Source organism: Streptomyces araujoniae (assembly GCF_050871195.1).
In the GTDB taxonomy this organism is placed as follows: domain Bacteria; phylum Actinomycetota; class Actinomycetes; order Streptomycetales; family Streptomycetaceae; genus Streptomyces; species Streptomyces bacillaris.
This window is the reverse complement of the sequence record NZ_CP194070.1, coordinates 448,085-467,401: the sequence shown is the minus strand read 5'-3', so window position 1 is coordinate 467,401 and position 19,317 is coordinate 448,085. Positions and strand designations below refer to the sequence as shown.

The window sequence follows — 19,317 nt, the reverse complement described above, 5'->3', positions numbered from 1 at the left end:
CCGCGCGATCTCACCAGGTGATCGCCGAGTTGTCCGTCCAGAGCCGGGCCACCGCGCGGTCGCCGCGCAGGGTGAGGGCGGTGAGCGGCAGCCGGTTCCAGAGGGCGAGGTAGAGCCCCTCCGCCGTTCCGCTCAACTCGCAGTCCGCGGAGCCCGCCCCGGGTTCCGCGGAGCCCGCCCCGGGTTCCGCGGCGCCCGCCCCGGGATTCCCGGAGTCCGTCCCGGTATTCGCGGCGGACGTCCGTACGGCCTGCGGCGGCTCCTCCGAGATCCGTACGGTCCACACCGCGTCCGTGTCCACCGCCCGCACCCGCAGCGTGCGCGGGGTGCTGGAGCGTACGCGGCTCTTGGGGCGGGCGTGGAAGCCGGTGAGCAGTTCGTCGATGCCGTCCACCGCCCGGTTGGTGTCCACCGGCGACAGCGGGCCGCCGAGCGCCGACTCCGCGTCGGCCCGGTGCACGGTGGTCTCGTGCAGCTGGCGGCGGGACCAGAACGCCAGAGGGGAGGGGGCGGGGAAGAACGTCCAGCACTCCAGGCCGGCGGGGGCGGTCTCCAGGGTGCGGACCAGGTGGTCGTGGCCCTCCCGGAACCAGTCGAGGAGCGCCTTGCCGTCGAGGTCCGGTTCCCCGCCGTCGGGGTGGGGCGTGGTGTGCCCCTCGGCGACGTGCGCGGTAGCCCAGCGGTGCACCATGCCGGTGTGGCGCAGCAGATGGCGTATCTGCCAGCCGGGGCAGGTCGGGACCGAGGCGCCGGGGCCCGCCTGTTCGGCCGCCGCCGCGAGGAGCCGGCCTTCCTCGGACAGGGAGGCGATGTACCGGGTGATCTCCATGGCGGAATTCTGCCAGCGGGCTCCGCCGTCCGCGGCGGAGCCCGCACGGTTCACGCGTGCGTGGCGTTCCTGGCCCCGTATCCCAGCGCCGCCGCCCCCGCCGCGAGCAGGGCCACCGTGGTCAGCGCCACCGGCAGCGAGAACCAGTCGGCGAGGAAGCCGATCGCGGGCGGGCCCAGCAGCATCCCGCCGTAGCCCAGGGTCGACGCGGCGGCCACTCCGCTCGGTCCGGCCAGCTCACCGGCCCGGCCCACGGCCACGGGGAAGATGTTGGCCAGCCCCAGCCCGGTCACCGCGAACCCGGCCAGCGCCAGCCAGGCGGTCGGGGCCAGGGAGCCCAGCAGCATCCCGGCCGCCGCGACCAGCCCGCCGAGGACCAGCGTGCGGGTCTGGCCGAGCCGTTCCAGGAGCAGCGTCCCGGTGAGCCTGCCGATGGTCATCGTGAGGGCGAACAGCGCGTAGCCCGCGGCGGCGAGGCCGGGGTGGGCGCCCAGATCCTGTTCCAGGTGGAGCGCGCCCCAGTCGGCCAGTGCGCCTTCCCCGTACGCCGTGCACAGCGCGATCACGCCGAAGAGCAGCACGATCCGGCGGGCCCGCGGGTCCAGCTTCTGCCGGGGGCCCGGCCGCCGGGGCGTGCTCGGTTCGTACGCCGGACGGGCCGGGCGGTGACGCAGCAGCGCCGGACCCGCGAACGCGGTGACGAGCAGGCCGATACCGGCCAGCAGGAACAGGTGGGCCGAGGCGGAGAGGCCGCCCGCCACCAGTCCGCCGAGTCCGGCGCCCACCATGCCGCCCAGGCTGAACGCCGCGTGGAAGCTCGGCATCACCGGCCGGCGCAGCTCGGCGACCAGGTCGACGGCCGCGCTGTTCATCGCCACGTTCATCCCGCCGTACGCCGCCCCGAAGACCAGCAGGACGAGGCCGAGGGAGAGGGCGGAGTGGGTCTGGGCGGGCAGGGCGATGGAGAGGGGGAGCAGGACGCCGCAGGCGGCGGTGACGGCATGGCTGCCGTAGCGGCGGCAGAGCCGGCCCGTGAGCATCATGGTGATCACGGCACCCGCGGAGACGCCGAGAAGGGCGAGGCCGAGGGTGGAGGCGGAGGCTCCGGTCTGCTGCTTGATGGCCGGGATACGGACCACCCAGCCGGCGAAGAGGAACCCGTCGAGGGCGAAGAACACGGTCAGCGCGGTACGGAGGCGGGCCGACGAGGGAGGGGCGGTGTCTCCGCCAGGTCCCCCCGGTAGGGCCGTCCGCAGTTTGTTTAGTTGCGGCACAAACTCAGCATAGGGGCGGCCGGACGGCGGGCGCAACACAGCTGACGGGGCCGGTGCGGCCGGGCCTGCGGGGCGGGTGCGACGCGGATGACGGTCCGGCGCAACCCGCCCGACGGCCCGGTGCCACCCGCCTGACGGAGGGGCACACCACCCGTTCCGGTGGGCTCCCTCGGGGTCCGGGGCACCCGCCGGATCATGGGAGACTCGCCCTCATGAACGGCAAGGCGACCACCACCCGGACGAAGTTGGAGAGGGGCCGCAGCGCACTCGGGCCCGCGCTGGAACTGGTCCACACCGGGCGTGCCCCCACGCGCGCCGTCCTCACCTCCGAGCTGGGCGTCACCCGGGCCACCGCCGGGGCGGTCGCCGCCGAGCTGGAGGCGCTCGGGCTGATCCGGGTCGACTCCAGCCCCGGTTCCGCGGCCGGTTCGCAGGGCCGCCCCTCGCACCGGCTGGCCGTCCTGGAGACCGGTCCCGTCGTCCTCGCCGCCCAGGTCCACGCCGACGGCTTCCGGGCCGCGCTCGTCGGACTCGGCGGCCGGATCGTCGCCACCGCGCCCGGTTGCGTCACGGTGATGGCCGACCCCGCCCAGGTGCTCGGCGAGGTCGTGGCGGCCGGGGCCGGGCTGCTGCGTGCGAGCGGGCTGCGCTGCGTCGGTGCCGGGCTCGCCGTCCCCTCGGCGGTCGCCGAGCCCGAGGGCACCGCCCTCAACCCGCTGCACCTCGCCTGGCCCGCCGGTTCGCCGGTACGGGACATCTTCGCCGCCTGTGTACGGGACGCGGGCATCGCGGGCCCGGCCTTCACCGGCAACGACGTCAACCTCACCGCGCTGGCCGAGCACCGTCACGGTGCCGGACGCGGCGCGCAGCACCTGCTCTGCGTCGCCACCGGCCACCGGGGCGTCGGCGGGGCCCTGGTCCTGGACGGCCGCCTGCACAGCGGGAGTTCGGGGCTCGCGCTGGAGGTGGGCCACCTCACCGTGAACCCCGAGGGGCGGCCCTGCCACTGCGGCGGCCGCGGCTGCCTCGACGTCGAGACGGACCCGCTCGCCTTCCTCACCACCGCCCGCCGCGACCCGGGCCCGGAGGAGTCGCTGCTCAAGCAGGCCGGGGTCCTGCTGCGTACGGAGTACGAGGACGCGCACGTGCGGCACGCCGCCGAGGAGCTGATCGACCGCCTGGGCCTGGGCCTGGCCGGGCTCGTGAACATCCTCAACCCGGACCGGATCATCCTCGGCGGCCTCCACCGCGAGCTGCTGGAGGCCGACCCGGAGCGGCTGCGGGCCGTCGTCGCCGACCGCAGCCTCTGGGGGCGCAGCGGCAGTGTGCCGATCCTGCCCTGCACCCTCACCCACAACAGCCTGGTCGGCGCCGCCGAACTGGCCTGGCAGCCGGTCCTCGACGACCCGCTGGCCGTTCTCGCCTGAGGGGTGCGGGGGCGCCGGGTGAACGGGCGCCCGGTGCGGTGCCGTTGCCCACGGGAGAGCCTGCGGCCCGGCTCCGCCGGGTCGTCCCGGTCCGGACGAGATCCCGGCCGGCCTCGACGGCGGCTTTCGTGATGACGATCAGTGGCGCGACGCCCAGGGGGTCGGCCCGGTCAGCCGACGACGGCCGACCGGGCCGGAGCCGCCGCGAGGGCCTCGGGGCTGATGGGCACGGCACCGAACGGCCCGTCGGTCGTCGACCCGTACACCGCGAGCGGCGGCAGGGTCGAGGAGCCGCAGATCGCCGGCAGGGTGAACCAGACGACTTTTCCGGCCGCGCCGCTCGGCCGTACGCCCCAGCTCTCGCTGACAGCGGCGATCAGGGCCAGGCCCCGGCCCGAGGTGGCGAAGGAATCCGCCTCGTTCACCGTGGGGACCCGGGGGTCGTGGTCGTGGACGGAGACCGTCAGCCGGTCGAGCAGCAGCTCGATGTCGACGGTGCATGACTTGTCCGGCTGTGCGTGCCGGTGGACGTTGGTCAGGAGTTCGGTGACGCCCAGGGCTGCCTGGTCGATCAGAGGATCGAGATGCCAGTAGCGCAATTGCGCCGAGATGATCCTGCGGACCTGACCGATCCGCGACGGCAGGGCCTGGAGCTCCACCGTGCAGTGCCTGCTTGGCTCGCTGATCACGGCTGCGACTCCCCGAAATAGGTCCGGAAGAAAGAAGACGGACGAACGGAGCCGGCGGACGACTGACTGCCGAATCCGCTCTGCTCTTGTCGTGTCTGCTCGTGTCGCGCGACCCGTCCCCGGGATGGACCCGTGAGGCGAGTCGCTCTGTCACCGGAAGTTCACCTTCAGTGACGTGAGTCCAGCGTGGCCCACCGGGTGCGGCTCCGCAACTCGCGGAGCCGCACCCAGGATCCGCAAGCCGCCCCGAGGCCCGCACGCCGTGCCTGCATGCCGTGCCCGCACGCCACACCGCACCAGCCGCGCCGTATCTGCCTCGGTCACGCCGTACCGGTCCCGCTCCCGCCGTCCCGTCTCAGCCCCGCCGTCCTCCCGCGCTGCGCAGGGCCTCCAGGAAGCGGCGCAGCGGGGCCGCTCCGTCGCGCCTGCGGTTGCGCTGCCCCATCGTCAACCGGTAGCGCACGCCGTTCACCCGGGCGATGGCCGAATCCGCCGCGAAGAACCACCGCTTGCCCGCGCTCACCGTCGTCACCGGAGCGCTGTCGATCTCCCGCCCGTTGCTCGTGAGCAGCGAGAGCCGGCCGTCCTTGACGACCACCTGACCGGCATGGGTCAGCGACCGGGTGAACCGCTCGATCCTGACCCCCGACGCACTGAACTCGGCGTCCGCCATCGCGGCTTCGCCCCCCTTCGTCACCACTTCTCCTGTTGCAGTGTGCCGCGCCGGGGCCCCCGCCGCCAGAGGGCGTCCGGCCCGGTCGCGCGCCGTTCGCCCCGCCCGCCCCAACTGCCCCCGCAGGCCTGCCCAAAGGCAGGGCTATGGACGGTCAAAGTCAACGTTTGTGCAGGTCGGGGGCCTATCGTGGAGGGGAGGAACACCGCCTGGACGAGCCTGCGGACCGGCGGCACACCAGCAACGTACGGAACAGGGAGCACGGCGATGCGCAGCCACGAGCCGGGACATGACCGAGGGGCCGCGGGGGCGGTCCTGGAGACGGTGGACGTCGACCGCAGCGACGCCGAGTACCGGGCCTGGCTGAAGGAGGCCGTCCGCAAGGTCCAGGCGGACGCCAACCGGTCCGCCGACACCCACCTCCTGCGCTTCCCGCTGCCCGAGGAGTGGGGGATCGACCTCTACCTCAAGGACGAGTCGACCCACCCCACCGGCAGCCTCAAGCACCGGCTCGCCCGCTCGCTCTTCCTCTACGGGCTCTGCAACGGCTGGATCCGGCCGGGCAAGCCGGTCATCGAGGCGTCCAGCGGCTCGACCGCCGTCTCGGAGGCGTACTTCGCGAAGCTGATCGGGGTGCCGTTCATCGCCGTGATGCCGCGCACCACCAGCCCCGAGAAGTGCCGGCTCATCGAGTTCCACGGCGGGCAGTGCCACTTCGTGGACGACTCCCGCAAGATGTACGAGGAGTCCGCCTCGCTCGCCGCCACGACCGGCGGGCACTACATGGACCAGTTCACCTACGCCGAGCGCGCCACCGACTGGCGCGGCAACAACAACATCGCCGAGTCGATCTACCAGCAGCTCAGGCTGGAGCGCTACCCGGAACCCACCTGGATCGTCGCCACCGCCGGGACCGGCGGCACCTCCGCCACCATCGCCCGGTACGTCCACTACCTCCAGCACGACACCCGGGTCTGCGTCCCCGACCCGGAGAACTCCTGCTTCTTCGACGGCTGGACCCGCGACGACCCGCACGCGAGCAGCGACTGCGGCTCCCGGATCGAGGGCATCGGCCGCCCGCGCATGGAGCCCAGCTTCGTCCCCGGCGCCATCGACCGGATGATGAAGGTGCCCGACGCGGCGAGCGTCGCCGCCGTCCGGGCGCTGGAGCGGGCCATCGGCCGGAAGGCGGGAGGCTCGACGGGGACCGGGCTGTGGAGCGCCTTCAAGCTGATCGCGGAGATGGTGGAGCGGGGCGAGCGGGGCAGCGTGGTCACGCTGCTGTGCGACCCGGGCGACCGTTACCTGGACAAGTACTACTCCGACTCCTGGCTGGAGGAGCAGGGGCTGGACATCGCCCCGTACCGCGCGGCGATCGACACCTTCCTCGCCACCGGGGCGCTGACCGGCTGAGCCGGGGCCTCACGCGGATCACGCCGCCGGTGGCGTCGGCCGCCCGCCGGGCCCTCACGCGGTCGGTGGCGTCGGCCGCCCGTCGGGCGCTCAGGCAGCCGGTGCCGTCAGCCGCCCGTCCAGTCGGCGCACCGCGTCCCGGAAGGAACGGCCCATCCCCAGGCGGGCTATCCCGAGCACCGAGCGGAACGGGCCCGTCCCGTCGGCGGCGAAGGTCCACTGCACCCGGGTCCCGGTCCCGTCCGCGGTCAGCCGCCACTCCTCCAGCAGGGCCCGCAGCCCGGGGGCGTTGGTCTCGTCCACCCGGTAGGCGTACCGCTCGCCCGGTTCGGCGGCCACCACCGTCTCCCGGAAGCGGACCCCGCCGCGCAGCCGCACCTCCCGGCCCGCGCCCCCGTCGGTGGGCGTGGCCCGGGTGACGGCGGTGAACCACGAGGGCCAGGAGGCGACGTCGTCCGCGAGCGCCCGGTAGACCACGTCCGGGGCGGCGGACACCTCGGCGGCGAACACCAGAAGGATCGGCGCGGAGTCGGTGAACTCCAGCCCTACGGTACGGAGTCGGCGTGCCATCGCTGCACCTCCCGGCGGTCTGCGCGAAGGGGGGAGGCACACCCTAGCGGCCGGGGCGTCAGTTGTCTGTACCACTGCCGGAGGCCGGTTTGCCGCCCTTCGGCCGGGAGCCGGCCACCGCGCCCCGGTGGCCCTGCCGCCGTGCCGGGGGAGCGGTCCTCGCGGCCTCCGCGATGTTGCGGGCCATCCCGCCGAACACCACCGCGTGGAACGGCGACACGCCCCACCAGTACGCGTGGCCGAGCAGCCCCTGCGGGTGGTACAGCGCGCGCTGGCGGTAGAGGGTGCGCCCCCGGTCGTCCGTGCCGACCGACAGCTCCAGCCAGGCCCGGCCCGGCAGCCGCATCTCCGCCCGCAGCCGCAGCAGCTCGCCCGGCACGATCTCCTCCACCCGCCAGAAGTCCAGCGAGTCGCCGACCCGCAGCCGGTGGGCGTCCCGGCGGCCGCGCCGCAGCCCCACCCCGCCGACGATCCGGTCGATCCAGCCCCGTACCGCCCAGGCGAGCGGGAAGGAGTACCAGCCGTTCTCGCCGCCGATGCCCTCGATCACCCGCCACAGGTCCGCCCGGTCCACCGGCACCGCCAGCTCCCGTTCGTCCCGGTAGAGGCTGCCGCCGGACCAGTCCGGGTCGGTGGGCAGCGGGTCGCTCGGCGCCCCCGGCAGCGAGGCGGAGGTCCAGCGGGTGGCCACCTGGGCGTCCTTGATCCGCTGGAGGGCGAGGCCGAGGGCCCGGTCGAAGCCGATCGGCCCGTCCGGCGGATCGGGGACGTACCGGACGATGTCGTGCTCCCGGCAGACCACCTCGTGGCGCAGCGACTCCGCGAGCGGCCGGGCGATCGACCGGGGGACCGGGGTGACCAGCCCGATCCAGTGGCTGGAGAGCGTCGGCGTGAGCACCGGGACCGGCACGATCACCCGCCGCGGCAGCCCCGCCACCCGCGCGTACCCCTGCATCATGTCCCGGTAGGTCATGATGTCCGGGCCGCCGATGTCGAAGGTCCGGCTCACCTCGGACGGCAGGGCCGCGCTCCCGACGAGGTACCGGATCACATCCCGTACGGCGATGGGCTGGATCCGGGTGGAGACCCAGCTCGGGGTCACCATCACCGGCAGCCGCTCGGTCAGATAGCGCAGCATCTCGAACGAGGCCGAACCCGAACCGATCACCACCGCCGCCCGCAGCACCGCCGTCGGCACCCCGGAGTCCAGCAGGATCCTCCCGACCTCCGCGCGCGAGCGCAGATGCGGCGACAGCTCCTTCTCCGGCACCCCGGCCGGGGTCAGCCCGCCCAGGTAGACGATCCGCCGCACCCCGGCCGCCCGCGCCTTCTCGCCGAAGTTCCGGGCGGCCCGGCGGTCGGTCTCCTCGAAGTCCGAGCCGGAGCCGAGCGCGTGCACCAGGTAGTACGCCACGTCGACGTCCCGCATCGCCTCCGTCAGGGAGTCCGCGTCGGTGACATCGCCGCGCACCACCTCCACCCGGTCCGCCCACGGGTAGTCGCGCAGCTTCTGCGGGGTCCGGGCCAGCGCGCGGACCCGGTGACCCGCGTCGAGCAGGGCGGGCACCAGTCTGCCGCCGATGTAGCCGGTGGCACCGGTGACCAGGCAGCGCTGCCCGGCCTCGTCGGTGGAGTCGTCGGAGGAGTCGCGTACGCCGGGTTCCTCAGGAAGATCCGTCACCTGTCCGAGTCTCGCACCCTGCGCCGTACGAGGGCGGCACGAGGACTCCGTACGGCGGAGTGCGCGTCACCGGCCGCTCACCGCACCGCCACCAGCGTCCCGCCGTCGTGCAAGCCGGCCGTCAGCCGCACGGCGGCGTCGCGCGGCGCCCTTACCGCGAGGGTCGGGCCCTCGGCCGTGCTCCGCACCTGACCCGTGGCCTCGATCCGGTCCACCGCGCGGCTGCCCGCCGCCAGGACGTACCACCTGCCGGAGGCGGCCTTCCAGTGGGTGCCCGCCAGGATGTGCTGCCCGAACCGGCTGCACAGCGCGGTGTCGTTCCGGTCGGCGACGACGGCCGCCGGAGTGGTGGGGGAGCCGGCGGGCTGGAGGAACTGCACCAGCACCCGGCCGGGACCGCGCCAGGTGTCGGCGCGGGTGCAGAGCCACTCCGCCCGCTCCCCGCCCTCGGGCAGCCGCTGCTCCGCGAACGCCCAGTTGTTGACCGCCCGCACCCCCGAGCCCGACAGCGCCCGCAGCGAACACGCCGTACGGGCCCAGGCGCCCAGCGCCTCCTGGCCGGTCGCCTCGCGGGGCTGCCGGGCGGGAGCGCCGCCGCCCGGCTTCGGGGTGTACGTCAGATGGGCGGGGGCCAGGTCGCCCAGGTCGGTGAGCAGGAACGCGTGGTTCTCCACGATGCGAGCGGAGGAGCGCAGCCGGAGCACCGGCCAGGAGTCGCAGGCACCCCCCGCCGCCGGGCGCTCCACCGGGGCGGTGACCCCGTCGGGTGCCACCTCCAGCGGCCGGTCGGGCGTGCCCGGTGCGAGCAGGTCCCGGGTGGTGGTCGTGGAGATCCAGGGGGCGAGCAGGAACCGCGCCGTGCCCCCCGTACGGCTCACGACCACGGCCGCCGACGTCGTCACGTCCGCGTCGTCGGTCCGGGCGAAGTCCAGCGCCGCCCCGTCCCCGCCCGCCGACGGCTCCGCGTACCGCACCACCCGTACACCGCGGTCGTGGAAGAGCACCACGGCCGCCCCGTCCACCTCGCCCGCGAACAGCAACTGGGGCGGCTGCGCGGGCGGTACGTCGACGGTGCCCGGGGTGGCCGACACCCGTACGGCCTCCGTCGGCTCGGCCCACGCCCGCAGCGCCCGCCCCAGCAGAGCGTCGTCGCCGCGCCGGTCGCCGCGTACCGGCCAGGCGGTGAAGTCGATGCGGGAGGTGTCCGCCCACCGCTCCGCCGCCGTCCGCACCAGGGCTGCCGGGTCGAGCGCCGGCACGGAGACCCCGGCCCCCTCGTCGACCGCGTCCTGAACGCCGCGCCCGTCGGCCACCACGGCAGCGCCCGCCACCACGCAGAGCGCCGCCACGAGGGCCACCGCCCGGATCCGGTGCCTGCGCCGCAGCAGATCGCTCGGCCGGGTCTGTACCGAGCACGGGTCGAACTCCGCCGACCCCAGCAGCACTCGGGTACCCGCCCGGTCCGGCGTCCCCAGCCCGGCCGCCCGGCGCACCGCCCCCGCCGGATCGTCCGCCCCCGCCTCGGCCAGCAGCGCCCGCGCCCCGGACTCCGTCAGCCCCTCCAGCAACTGCAGCGCACACGCGGCCCGTACGGCGGCCGGCACCCCCGACAGGGCCCGGTCCAGGGCCAGTTCGTCGGCACCCCCCGCGCGGGGGAAGAGCCGCAGCCCCCACACCACCGGCAGGGTCGGCCGCAGCGCGGCGGGTGCGGGGAGCCGCCCCGGCCACCAGCGGGGCCTGCGTTCGTACGCGAGGGCCGTCCGCAGCACCCGCAGCCGCATCCACGCGTACGGGGCGCTCACCGGCCCCTTCGCGACGCCCGCCTCCACCGCCTCGGCCGGTGCCTCCTCGCGGGGGCTGCGGCGGGACTGGGCGGGCACCCGGGAGGCGGGCGCCGGTGCGGGGGCCCCGACCCCCGGCAGCGCCCTCTGAACGGCCCCGTGCGCGGCCAGGACCCGCCGGTGCCGGCCCAGCGCGGGCGGCAGCACGACATAGGCGAGCCGGACCAGGCGCGGGTAGTGCTCGACGAGCGCGGCCTCGGCCTGCCGCACGCCCGAAGACCTGCCGGGTGCGGGTGCGGACCGTTGCTGATGCTGCTGTGGGGGATGGATCGGCATGGTTCGGTGCCTTCCGGTGCCGTGGCGGGGAAGTGTCTTACCGGCAAACGAGTCAATCGTGTGACGGTCACATCACCCGCACCGGTCACCCGCGCGGTCACCCCTGCCGGGACGGCCCTCCCGGCGAGGCCAGCAGCTGGTCCAGCACCCCGCCGAACAGCCGTCGCCCGGCCGAGGCCAGCAGCGGATCACCCCATCGGGGCACCAGCCGCACCCGCAACTCCTCCACCCACACCACATGGGAACCGGAATGCGTCGGCAGGACGTCGATCGAGGCCCGGCCCAGCACCACGGAACCGCGCTTCTCCAGCAGGCAGATCCCCGCCCGGCCGCCCGCCGGGGGCGTCCAGCGGACCACTTCCATCGGGTCGTCGAAGGCCAGCGGTCCCACCCCCGTCCGCGCGGTGAACACCGTGCCGACTCCCGCCGGCACCCCGCCCGCCACCGTGATGGCGGTCAGCGGGACATGCTCGGCGTGCCGTTCCCAGTCGGTGACCCGGCGCCAGGCCTCGGCGGCGGGGAGGGGGGAGAAGCGCTCGATCCGGAAGACGGCCATTCCCCGATCCTAGGACGTCACGGCCGGGCGGCGACCCGAACGGAATCCGGATCAGGGCGGCGGCCGCCCCGGTCAGCCGGGGTGGACGGTCTCCCCGGCCGCCTCGCGCGGCCCGCTCGCCTCACGCGAATCCTGCGGCTCACGCGCCTCGCCCGCCACCACCAGCCCCGGCAGATGCTCCGCGATCTCCTCGCGCGCCCCGGCCGTCAGCCCCGCGTCCGTCACGAACGCGTCCACCTCGTCCAGGGTGGCGAACGAACTCAGCCCCACCGTGCCCCACTTGGTGTGGTCGGCCACCACCACGACCCGCCGGGCCGAGCGGACGAAGCGGCGATTGGTCTCCGCCTCCGCGAGGTTGGGCGTCGAGAGACCGGCCTCGGCGGAGATCCCGTGCACGCCGAGGAAGAGCAGATCGAAGTGGAGCGAGTCGATGGCCCGGTCCGCGACCGGCCCCACCAGCGAGTCCGACGGCGTCCGCACCCCGCCCGTCAGCACCACCGTCGCCGTCCCGGGCCGCGCGGCCCGGCCGGACGCGGCGCGCTGGGCGTCGTGGAACACATCGGCCACCCGCACCGAGTTGGTGACCACCGTCAGATCCGGCACGTCCAGCAGATGCCGGGCCAGCGCATAGGTCGTCGTACCGCCCGAGAGCGCGATCGCGCTCCCCGGCTGGGCCATCGCCGCCGCCGTCCGCGCGATGTCCTCCTTGGCGCTCAGCTCCAGCGCCGACTTGGCCTCGAACCCCGGCTCGTGGGTGCTCGCCTCGACCACGGGGACGGCACCGCCGTGGACCTTCTCGATGACCCCCTGGCGGGCCAGCGAGTCCAGATCCCGACGGATCGTCATGTCCGAGACGTTCAGTCTGCGGGTCAGCTCGTTGACCCTGACCCCGCCGCGCCTGCGCACCTCGTCGAGGATCAGGGAACGTCGCTGCTCCGCGAGCAGATTCTGATTCTCGCTCAACGCGGTCGCCCGGTCCTTCCCTCTGCCGTACGGTCCGCAGCGGTCTGCGAGACACGCTCATCCTGCCACGCAGGCATGTCCCGCGTACCACCTGGGGAGATTCCGTGAGACCGCTCACGCACGCGCCCCGCCCGAAGGACTCTGGGGCCGGGCCGCGGGCCGGGGCCCACGGCTCCGCGTGCCCCGCGCCGCTCCATCCCTGTCATGTCTCCGTCGGCCCGAACGCGCGGCCGACGCGCCCGAGAGAGAGTTCCCCTTGGCTCCTGCCGTCCCGCCCCCGAAGCCGCCCCCGCCGAACAGCGGGGCAGCGCTGGAACTGCTGGTCCACGGTGTGGGAGGCGCCACCCCGCAGGAGATGCTCGGTGATCCCCGGACGGTCCGGGTCACCGGGGACGCGACCGCCGCCGTCTACCGGCGCACCGAGGACGCCCACGGCGAGGACCACCCCGAGCGCTACCGGGACGAGCCCGTGGCCGAGGCGTACTGCTGGTCGGGGCTCACCTCCGGCAACGGCTCCCGCGCCCTGTGGCTGCTGCTCCTGCCGTTCATGGTGGTCAACCTGGCCCACTGGATGCGCCCCACCGCCACCGGCCGCACCCGCGCGGTCCGGCTGTACGGGGTGGTGGTGCGGCTCATCGCGCTCAGCCTCACCGTGCTGCTCACCGCGGCCGCCTGCGAGGTGGCGCTGGACCTGGTGGCCTGGCAGTGCGCGGGCACCTCCGCCTGCTCCGAACGCCGTTCCTGGCTGGGCTTCCTGTCGAGCCATCAGGGCGGCTGGTGGTCCGAGCCGGGCCGACGGCTCGGGCTCGCGGCCGTCGTGCCCGCCGCCCTGGTGGGGCTGTTGTGGTACCTCTCCAACCGGACCTGGAGCGCCTACGAGTCCCAGAGCCCGCTGGATGCCACGGACGCCGACGCCTGCGACCCGGACGGGGCGGAGGAGGCCCACGGGCCCGGCGCGCCGGGGGCCCCGGAAGGCCGGGCGGCCCGGGACGGCTCGAACACCCCGGCCACCGCGACCCCCCCCGACCCGGCGGGCTCCCCGGCCGCGGGGAACTCCCCGGGACCCCAGGCGCCCCCGGGCTTCCCGTGCGGAGTCCCCGCCCCCGCGCCCCCGGCCCCCGCCGTCCGCCCCGCGCTCGGCCGGCCCGGCTTCTGGTACGGGCGGCGGCTGGTGGCGCGGCTGCGGGCCGCGCACACCGCTGCCGGGTTCCTCACCGTCGCCGCCGCCGTCTCGGTCCCGGTCGCCCGCCACGACCGGACCGCCGACAGCCCGGTGCCCCAGGTGCTGGGCGCGGCCCTGGAAGCCGGCCTGGTCCTCTGCGCCGTGGTGACCGTGTGGGTGGTCTGCCGGCGCGGGCGCAGCGAGAGCGCCCGCGACACCCGGCTCGACGGCGCCCTCATCACCTATCTCCCGGGCTCCGCGCTCGCCCTGCTGGTCCTCGCCGTCCTGCACGCCGGGTGGTCGCGGCCGGCGTGGGAGTCCTCCGGCAGCCTGCCCGGCGAGGCGGTCTTCCGGTTCCTCGCCGTCGCCCAGGGGCTTCTGGTCGTGATCCTCGCCCTGGTCGCCCGCAGCCTCTACCGGCGCACCCCCGAACTCCGCACCACGCTGTACGGGCTCGGCGGACCGTCCGTCGCCATGCTGGCCTGCGCCCTGGGCGGCGTGATGACCGGGGGCGTGGCCCAGCGCGTCGCGGACTGGCTGGACGGACCGGGCACCCCGGGCACGGGGCGCGGCTCCATCATCGAGGGCCCGCCCGTCCTGCTCAGCTGGCAGGCCTCCGTCATCCCGGTGCTGCTGCTCATGCTGCTCGCCCCGGTCCTCTACCTGGTCGTCCGCACTGCCCGCCGGGCCCGCCGGATGGGGCCGGACATCGAGGCGGAGTACGCCCCCGAGCCGCCCGACCGCGCCCGCACCCGGCGGATCGCCCGGATCCGGGCCACCGCAGCCCTCACCGACTCGGCCCCCTGGATCGTCGGCGTGGTCTCCGCCGCCACCCTGTTCCTCGGGGCGGCGGCCGTCGTCGGCTCCTGGACCAGCGGCGAGGTGCCGGGCCTCGCGACGGACGGGGCCGCCGCCCCCGTCGCATCGCTCGCGGAGGCCGCCCAGTCGACCGGCTCCTGGCTGATCGGCCTGGGCTTCATACTGTTCGTCGCGGGCGGCCGCCGCGCCTACCGGGACGCCTCCGCCCGGCGCACCATCGGCATCCTCTGGGACGTGGGCACCTTCTGGCCGCGCGCCGCCCACCCCTTCGCGCCCCCCTGCTACGCCGAACGTGCCGTCCCCGACCTGGCGTCCCGCATGTGCGCCTGGACGGCAACGACCCGGGGCCGGCTCATCATCTCGGGCCACTCGCAGGGCAGCGTCCTCGCGGCCGCCGCCGTCTGGCAGCTCCCCGCCACCGCCCGCCGCCGGGTCGGACTGCTCACCTACGGCTCCCCGATCGAGCGGCTGTACGGCCGCTGGTTCCCGGCCTACTTCGGCGCCGTACCCCTGCTCGGCCTGCACGACTCGGTGCACTGCTGGCGCAACCTGTGGCGGGCCACCGACCCGATCGGCGGGCCCGTCCGGCTCGCCACCGACCACGACCCCCGGGTCGACCGGGGACCGCTCAAGGACCCGCTGGCGTACGGGCGTACCACCGCGCTCCCGCTGCCCGAACCGATCCTCGGCCACTCCGACTACCAGGCCGACCCGGTCTTCGCCCAGGAGCGCACCGCCCTCCTGGAGGAGCTGGGTCCCCGCCTGCCCCGGCAGACCGGGGGAGAGGAGGGCGGGCGGCTTCACAAGAGCGGGGGCAGGTCCTCCGGATAGAGCAGGGTCAGGTCGTCCGTGCTCGTCTCGGCGAGCTGGGCGACCCGGCCCGCGTGCCGCTCCACCATCGACTCGAAGGTCTGCCGGGCGGTGCGGCCGTTGCCGAAGGCGGGGCCCTTGGGCAGCTCCGTGAAGTACTTCAGCAGCGCCTCGCCGGTCCCGTCCGCCAGGCTGTACTCGTGCTCCTCGGCCTGCTGCCCGACGATCCGCAGCAGCTCCTCGGGGGCGTAGTCGCTGAAGGTGATGGTCCGTGAGAAACGGGACGCCACGCCGGGGTTGACGGTGAGGAACCGCTCCATCTCGTGGGTGTACCCGGCGACGATCACCACCACCGCGTCCCGGTGGTCCTCCATCAGCTTCACCAGCGTGTCGATGGCCTCCCGGCCGAAGTCCCGCCCGGAGTCCTCGGGGGAGAGGGCGTACGCCTCGTCCACGAAGAGCACCCCGCCGCGCGCCCGGTCGAACGCCTCCTGGGTCCGGATCGCGGTCGAGCCGATGTGCTCCCCGACCAGGTCCACCCGGGAGACCTCCACCAGATGGCCGCGCTCCAGCACCCCGAGGGAGGCCAGGATCTCCCCGTACAGCCGGGCGACCGTGGTCTTGCCCGTGCCGGGGGAGCCGGTGAAGACGAGGTGGCGGCGGACGGAGGCGGCCTTGAGCCCGGCCTCCTGGCGGCGGCGGCCCACCTCGATCATGTCGGTCAGCGCCCGCACCTCGCGCTTGACGCTCTCCAGCCCCACCAGCGCGTCCAGTTCGCCGAGGACCGCCGAGGCGTCCCGGGCGGGCTCGGCGGCGGGGGCCGGGGGCGCCGGGGCGGCCGGTTCGGGCGCCACGGGGCGCTGACCGGGCAGGGCGGAGAGCAGGCCGGGCGTCGCCTGGGTGGCCGTCAGCACGGGGGGCGCCGGAGCCGGTGCCGTCCGCAGACCGCTCTCGTCGCTCGTGCAGTCGGTGACCACCGGCCCCGACGCGCCGGCCCCGTCGCCGCCCTCGGGGAACTCGTAACCACCGCGCGCGCACCGCTCGGTGCGGCAGCGGGTCAGCGTGGTGCGGCAGCCGTCCATGACGTGGAAGCCGTACCCCTCGCTGCCCGTCACCCGGCAGCTGTCGAAGGTGCCCCGGCCCTCGGCGGAGACGTAGAACCCGGCCTCGGCGGGGTTGGTGACCGTGCACCGCTCGATCACCGGGTCGGCGCCCTTGGTGACGATGACCCCGGTCTGGGCCGTGTCGATCGTGCAGTTGTTGAGCGTGCCGCCGCTGCCGTGGTCGCGGAACCAGGCGCCGGTGGAGGCCTCCCGGATCCGGCAGTCGTCCAGCTGCGCGGTGGCCCCGTCGCTCACCGAGACGGCGGTGTTGCGGATCTGCGAGAGGTCGCTGTCCACCACGTCGGCGCGCGAGCCCCGGTCCAGGACGAAGAGGGCGTCCGGCACGTCGTGGACCCGGCAGGCGTCCAGTATCACCGTGGCCCCGTCGCTCACCCAGACCGCCGGGTAGTCGCCCGTACTGTCGTGGATCTCGCACTGGTTGGCGTCCACCCGGGTCCCCGGGTCCCAGACCGAGAGGCCGTTGCGGCCGAAGCGGCGGACCGTGGAGCGGGTCAGGGTGAGCACCGACCGCGACCGCAGGTCGATCGCGTTCTCCGGGATGTCGTGGATGTCGCAGTCGGCGAGCGTCAGCACCGCGTCGGTGTCCAGCGTGACGCCGTCGCCCGACGTGCGGTGCACGGTGCAGTCGGTGAGGTGCGCGGTGGCACGGGCGGTCACCTGGACCCCGCTGCCCTTCACCTCGTACACCTCGCAGCCGATCGCCTCCAGGCCGCTGCCCTCGCCGGTGACGCCGATGCCCGCACCGGAGGCGTGGTGGATCCGGCACCGGTCGAGGCGGGGGTGGCCGCCGTCGCGTACCGAGACACCCGACTGCCCGGCCGAGACGATCTCGCACTCCTCGAAGACCCCGCCCGCCCCGTCCAGCACGGCGATGCCGACCCCGGCCGGATTGTCGACGGTGCAGCGCCGCACGGTCGGCCGGGCCGCTCCCCGCACCTCCACGCCCGCCGCCGACCGCGTCACCACCCGCAGATCGGTGAACTCCGGGGTGCCGTCCTCCACCAGCAGCGCCGGGGCGGCCGAGTCCTGCCCCTCGATGTGCAGGTCCTGGATGATCGCCGAGGCCCGGACCGTCAGCGGTACGCCGTCGGTGGGCGCGATCCGCACGGAGCCGACCGAGCCCTCGGGGCCGCGCAGGGTCACCGCCCGGTGGACGACGAGGTTCTCCCGGTAGGTCCCGGGCGCGACGGTGAGGACGTCGCCCTCGGCCGCCGCTTCCAGGGCCGCGGAGAGGGAGGCGTACTCGCCCGTGCGGCGGCGCCATCGCGATGTTCCGGTGTGCGTCACCTGGACCGTGCCCTGTGCCATGGAGTTGCTCTGCCCCCACCTCGTGCCGTGCGCTGCCTCGGGTCCGTCCGCCCGGCCTGCCTCTGCGGCTGCTCGGGGGCCGGACGCGGTCGGACCACCGTAGCGCGCGGGAGGGGCGGGAGTTGACGAGTCGGGGTGGTGCGGGGCGGAGGGGCCGCCCGCGCCGACCTGCTGTGCGTCTCCCGTCACCGTCCGCGCGGGTCCGCTGTGCGTCTCCCGTCACCGTCCGCGCCGGTCCGCTGTGGGCTCCCCGTCACCGTCCGCGCCGGCCTGCCGCGCGTTTCCCGTCATCGTTTGCGCCGGTCTGCCGCGCGCTCCCGGCCACCGTCCGCGCCGGTCCGCTGTGCGCTCCCCGTCACCGTCCGCCGTACGGTTCCGGCTCCCCGCTGCCGGTCCCGGCCCGGCCCCAGTCGGCCCCCGCGTCGGCCCACGCCCGGTCCCAGCGCGCGTACCGCGCCCGCACCAGGCGCCCCACGACCAGCCGCCTGCCCGCCTCGACACACCCGGCGGCCAGCAGGAACGCCCCGATGCCACCGAGCACCGCATGCGTACGGGCCGTGCCCGGGGCCATCGGGGGCGGTACGGGGACCCCGGCGCCGTCCGTCCAGATCCGCACCGGCGAACCGGGCGCCCCGGACCCCGACACCACGGTGACCTCTCCGGTGCGCGGAGAGCCGTCCGGCGCCCGCCAGGCCGCCACCACCGTCCGCCCCGACGTCACGTCGGGGTCACCGGTGAACCGCCGCGCCCCCGGCGGCCCGCCCACCACGGTGGCCGCCGTCGCCCGGCGCTCGGCGTGCTGGGCCGCCACCTCCCGCTGGAGCGAGGCGTCCGCGAGTGCGCCGGCCGCCCAGCCGGCCGCGGGCGCCCCCACGGTCAGCAGCACCAGCGCGCCGAGCGTCACCCACGCCTCGTGGCGGTCGGTGGCGCGCCACAGCGGGTTGTGCCGCCACCGCCGGACTCCCCTGATCGCCCCCATGTGCTGACACCTCTCCCCCTCGGGCCCGCCGTCCTCAGTCGAGGATCTTGACGGGGTCCCCGGCCCGGATCACCCCGGTCCCGTCCGGAATCAGATTCTGGCCGAAGAGCAGCCGCTTGCCGACCCGCCGGTGCCGGGCCAGGGTGAGCAGCGGCTCCTTGCCGCGCTCCGCGGTGCGCTGGTCGGTGGTGGTGATGACGCAGCGGGCGCAGGACTTCACCACGGAGAAGTGCACGTCCCCGATGGCGATCCGCCGCCAGTCGTCCTCGGCCCAGGCCTCGGCGGTCTCGATCACGACGTTCGGCCGGAAGCGGTTCATCGGCAACGGCCCCTCGTGCGGATGGTCGCCCGCCGCGATGAGGTCGTTGAGCGCGTCCAGCGAGGCGGTGGTGGTCAGCAGCAGCGGATAGCCGTCCGCGAGGGAGACCGTGTCGCCGGGGCGCGCGTACTCCGGGTCGACGGGCCTGCGGTGGGCCGGTTCGTCGAGATGGACCAGCCGGATCTCCGCCCCCAGGACCTCGCTGAACCAGGCGTGCGCCTCCGGTGCCGCCTCGGCCACCGTGATGGTGTCCCGGCGCACCTCCGCCCGGATCAGCCGCTCGGGACCCGGCACCTCGACCCGGAGCGGCGGACGCCCCGGCAGGGAGACGGCGATCCCGCCACCCGGCAGCGGCGCGGCGGAGATCAGCGCCATCGACGGCTGCTCGCGCTGGGTGATCCCCCGCGAGGTCTTGTCGACCAGCATCCAGCGGCGGTCGCCGTCGAGTCCCCATGGCTCGACGGCAACCTCGTCGGATGTCTGGGCGCCCAGCGATTTGACCGGATACACATGGACGGACCGGAGCACAGGAAGGGCCATGAGCCCATACTGCCAGCCACCCCGCATGCGTACGCCCGGTCTTTCGCGGACCCGTCAGGTGGAC

The 19,317-nt window shown here is 75.0% G+C and carries 15 protein-coding genes; 3 read left to right on the top strand and 12 right to left on the bottom strand.

Going from position 1 to position 19,317, the window contains the following annotated elements; all coding sequences use genetic code 11:
- Positions 1-10: 10 nt before the first annotated feature.
- Together ACQ9ZG_RS01865 and ACQ9ZG_RS01860 are read right to left on the bottom strand one after the other, a co-directional pair.
- Positions 11-829, bottom strand: a complete 819-nt coding sequence (locus ACQ9ZG_RS01865; RefSeq protein WP_109917483.1) for a maleylpyruvate isomerase family mycothiol-dependent enzyme — start codon at positions 827-829, stop codon at positions 11-13.
- 50 nt (positions 830-879) lie between these two features.
- The gene (locus ACQ9ZG_RS01860; RefSeq protein ID WP_109917482.1) at positions 880-2,007 is read right to left on the bottom strand and encodes an MFS transporter; all 1,128 of its coding nucleotides are present in this window, start codon (positions 2,005-2,007) and stop codon (positions 880-882) included.
- A gap of 308 nt (positions 2,008-2,315) precedes the next feature.
- On the opposite strand from ACQ9ZG_RS01860, the gene ACQ9ZG_RS01855 reads away from it, so the two are divergent.
- Positions 2,316-3,530: an ROK family protein gene (locus ACQ9ZG_RS01855; RefSeq protein WP_028417323.1), complete on the top strand. Its 1,215-nt coding sequence runs from the start codon at positions 2,316-2,318 to the stop codon at positions 3,528-3,530.
- Positions 3,531-3,700: 170 nt separating this feature from the next.
- On the opposite strand, the gene ACQ9ZG_RS01850 is transcribed toward ACQ9ZG_RS01855, so the two are convergent.
- Together ACQ9ZG_RS01850 and ACQ9ZG_RS01845 are read right to left on the bottom strand one after the other, a co-directional pair.
- A complete protein-coding gene (locus ACQ9ZG_RS01850) occupies positions 3,701-4,219 on the bottom strand; it encodes an ATP-binding protein (protein ID WP_181398244.1) in 519 nt (172 codons plus the stop codon).
- A 355-nt stretch (positions 4,220-4,574) separates the two neighbouring features.
- Complete coding sequence (locus ACQ9ZG_RS01845; protein WP_019766524.1) at positions 4,575-4,892, bottom strand: hypothetical protein; 318 nt, start codon at positions 4,890-4,892, stop codon at positions 4,575-4,577.
- Between the two features lie 267 nt (positions 4,893-5,159).
- Between ACQ9ZG_RS01845 and ACQ9ZG_RS01840 the strand changes: the two genes are divergently transcribed.
- The gene (locus ACQ9ZG_RS01840) at positions 5,160-6,305 is read left to right on the top strand and encodes a PLP-dependent cysteine synthase family protein (RefSeq protein WP_109915480.1); all 1,146 of its coding nucleotides are present in this window, start codon (positions 5,160-5,162) and stop codon (positions 6,303-6,305) included.
- A gap of 90 nt (positions 6,306-6,395) precedes the next feature.
- Here the strand turns inward: ACQ9ZG_RS01840 and ACQ9ZG_RS01835 are convergent, their stop codons facing one another.
- The 5 genes from ACQ9ZG_RS01835 to ACQ9ZG_RS01815 all read right to left on the bottom strand — a co-directional run bounded on the left by ACQ9ZG_RS01835 (position 6,396) and on the right by ACQ9ZG_RS01815 (position 12,192).
- On the bottom strand, positions 6,396-6,875 hold the full coding sequence (locus ACQ9ZG_RS01835) for an SRPBCC family protein (protein ID WP_018491410.1): 480 nt from the start codon (positions 6,873-6,875) through the stop codon (positions 6,396-6,398).
- A 58-nt stretch (positions 6,876-6,933) separates the two neighbouring features.
- Positions 6,934-8,556 (bottom strand): SDR family oxidoreductase, encoded by a 1,623-nt coding sequence (locus ACQ9ZG_RS01830; RefSeq protein ID WP_032755332.1) that lies wholly within the window; start codon positions 8,554-8,556, stop codon positions 6,934-6,936.
- Positions 8,557-8,633: 77 nt separating this feature from the next.
- Complete coding sequence (locus tag ACQ9ZG_RS01825) at positions 8,634-10,673, bottom strand: hypothetical protein (RefSeq protein ID WP_499279721.1); 2,040 nt, start codon at positions 10,671-10,673, stop codon at positions 8,634-8,636.
- Positions 10,674-10,770: 97 nt separating this feature from the next.
- Positions 10,771-11,229, bottom strand: a complete 459-nt coding sequence (locus ACQ9ZG_RS01820) for an SRPBCC family protein (protein WP_084996591.1) — start codon at positions 11,227-11,229, stop codon at positions 10,771-10,773.
- A gap of 72 nt (positions 11,230-11,301) precedes the next feature.
- The gene (locus ACQ9ZG_RS01815; RefSeq protein WP_109917446.1) at positions 11,302-12,192 is read right to left on the bottom strand and encodes a DeoR/GlpR family DNA-binding transcription regulator; all 891 of its coding nucleotides are present in this window, start codon (positions 12,190-12,192) and stop codon (positions 11,302-11,304) included.
- A 256-nt stretch (positions 12,193-12,448) separates the two neighbouring features.
- Between ACQ9ZG_RS01815 and ACQ9ZG_RS01810 the strand changes: the two genes are divergently transcribed.
- Positions 12,449-15,004 (top strand): hypothetical protein, encoded by a 2,556-nt coding sequence (locus tag ACQ9ZG_RS01810; RefSeq protein ID WP_499279720.1) that lies wholly within the window; start codon positions 12,449-12,451, stop codon positions 15,002-15,004.
- On the opposite strand, the gene ACQ9ZG_RS01805 is transcribed toward ACQ9ZG_RS01810, so the two are convergent.
- The 3 genes from ACQ9ZG_RS01805 to ACQ9ZG_RS01795 all read right to left on the bottom strand — a co-directional run bounded on the left by ACQ9ZG_RS01805 (position 14,974) and on the right by ACQ9ZG_RS01795 (position 19,253).
- Complete coding sequence (locus tag ACQ9ZG_RS01805) at positions 14,974-17,415, bottom strand: right-handed parallel beta-helix repeat-containing protein (protein WP_499279719.1); 2,442 nt, start codon at positions 17,413-17,415, stop codon at positions 14,974-14,976. The two genes, ACQ9ZG_RS01810 and ACQ9ZG_RS01805, sit on opposite strands and share 31 nt — an antisense overlap.
- A gap of 355 nt (positions 17,416-17,770) precedes the next feature.
- On the bottom strand, positions 17,771-18,394 hold the full coding sequence (locus ACQ9ZG_RS01800) for an Rv1733c family protein (RefSeq protein ID WP_499279718.1): 624 nt from the start codon (positions 18,392-18,394) through the stop codon (positions 17,771-17,773).
- A gap of 34 nt (positions 18,395-18,428) precedes the next feature.
- Positions 18,429-19,253 (bottom strand): MOSC domain-containing protein, encoded by an 825-nt coding sequence (locus ACQ9ZG_RS01795; protein ID WP_109914250.1) that lies wholly within the window; start codon positions 19,251-19,253, stop codon positions 18,429-18,431.
- Between the last annotated feature and the right edge of the window lie 64 nt (positions 19,254-19,317).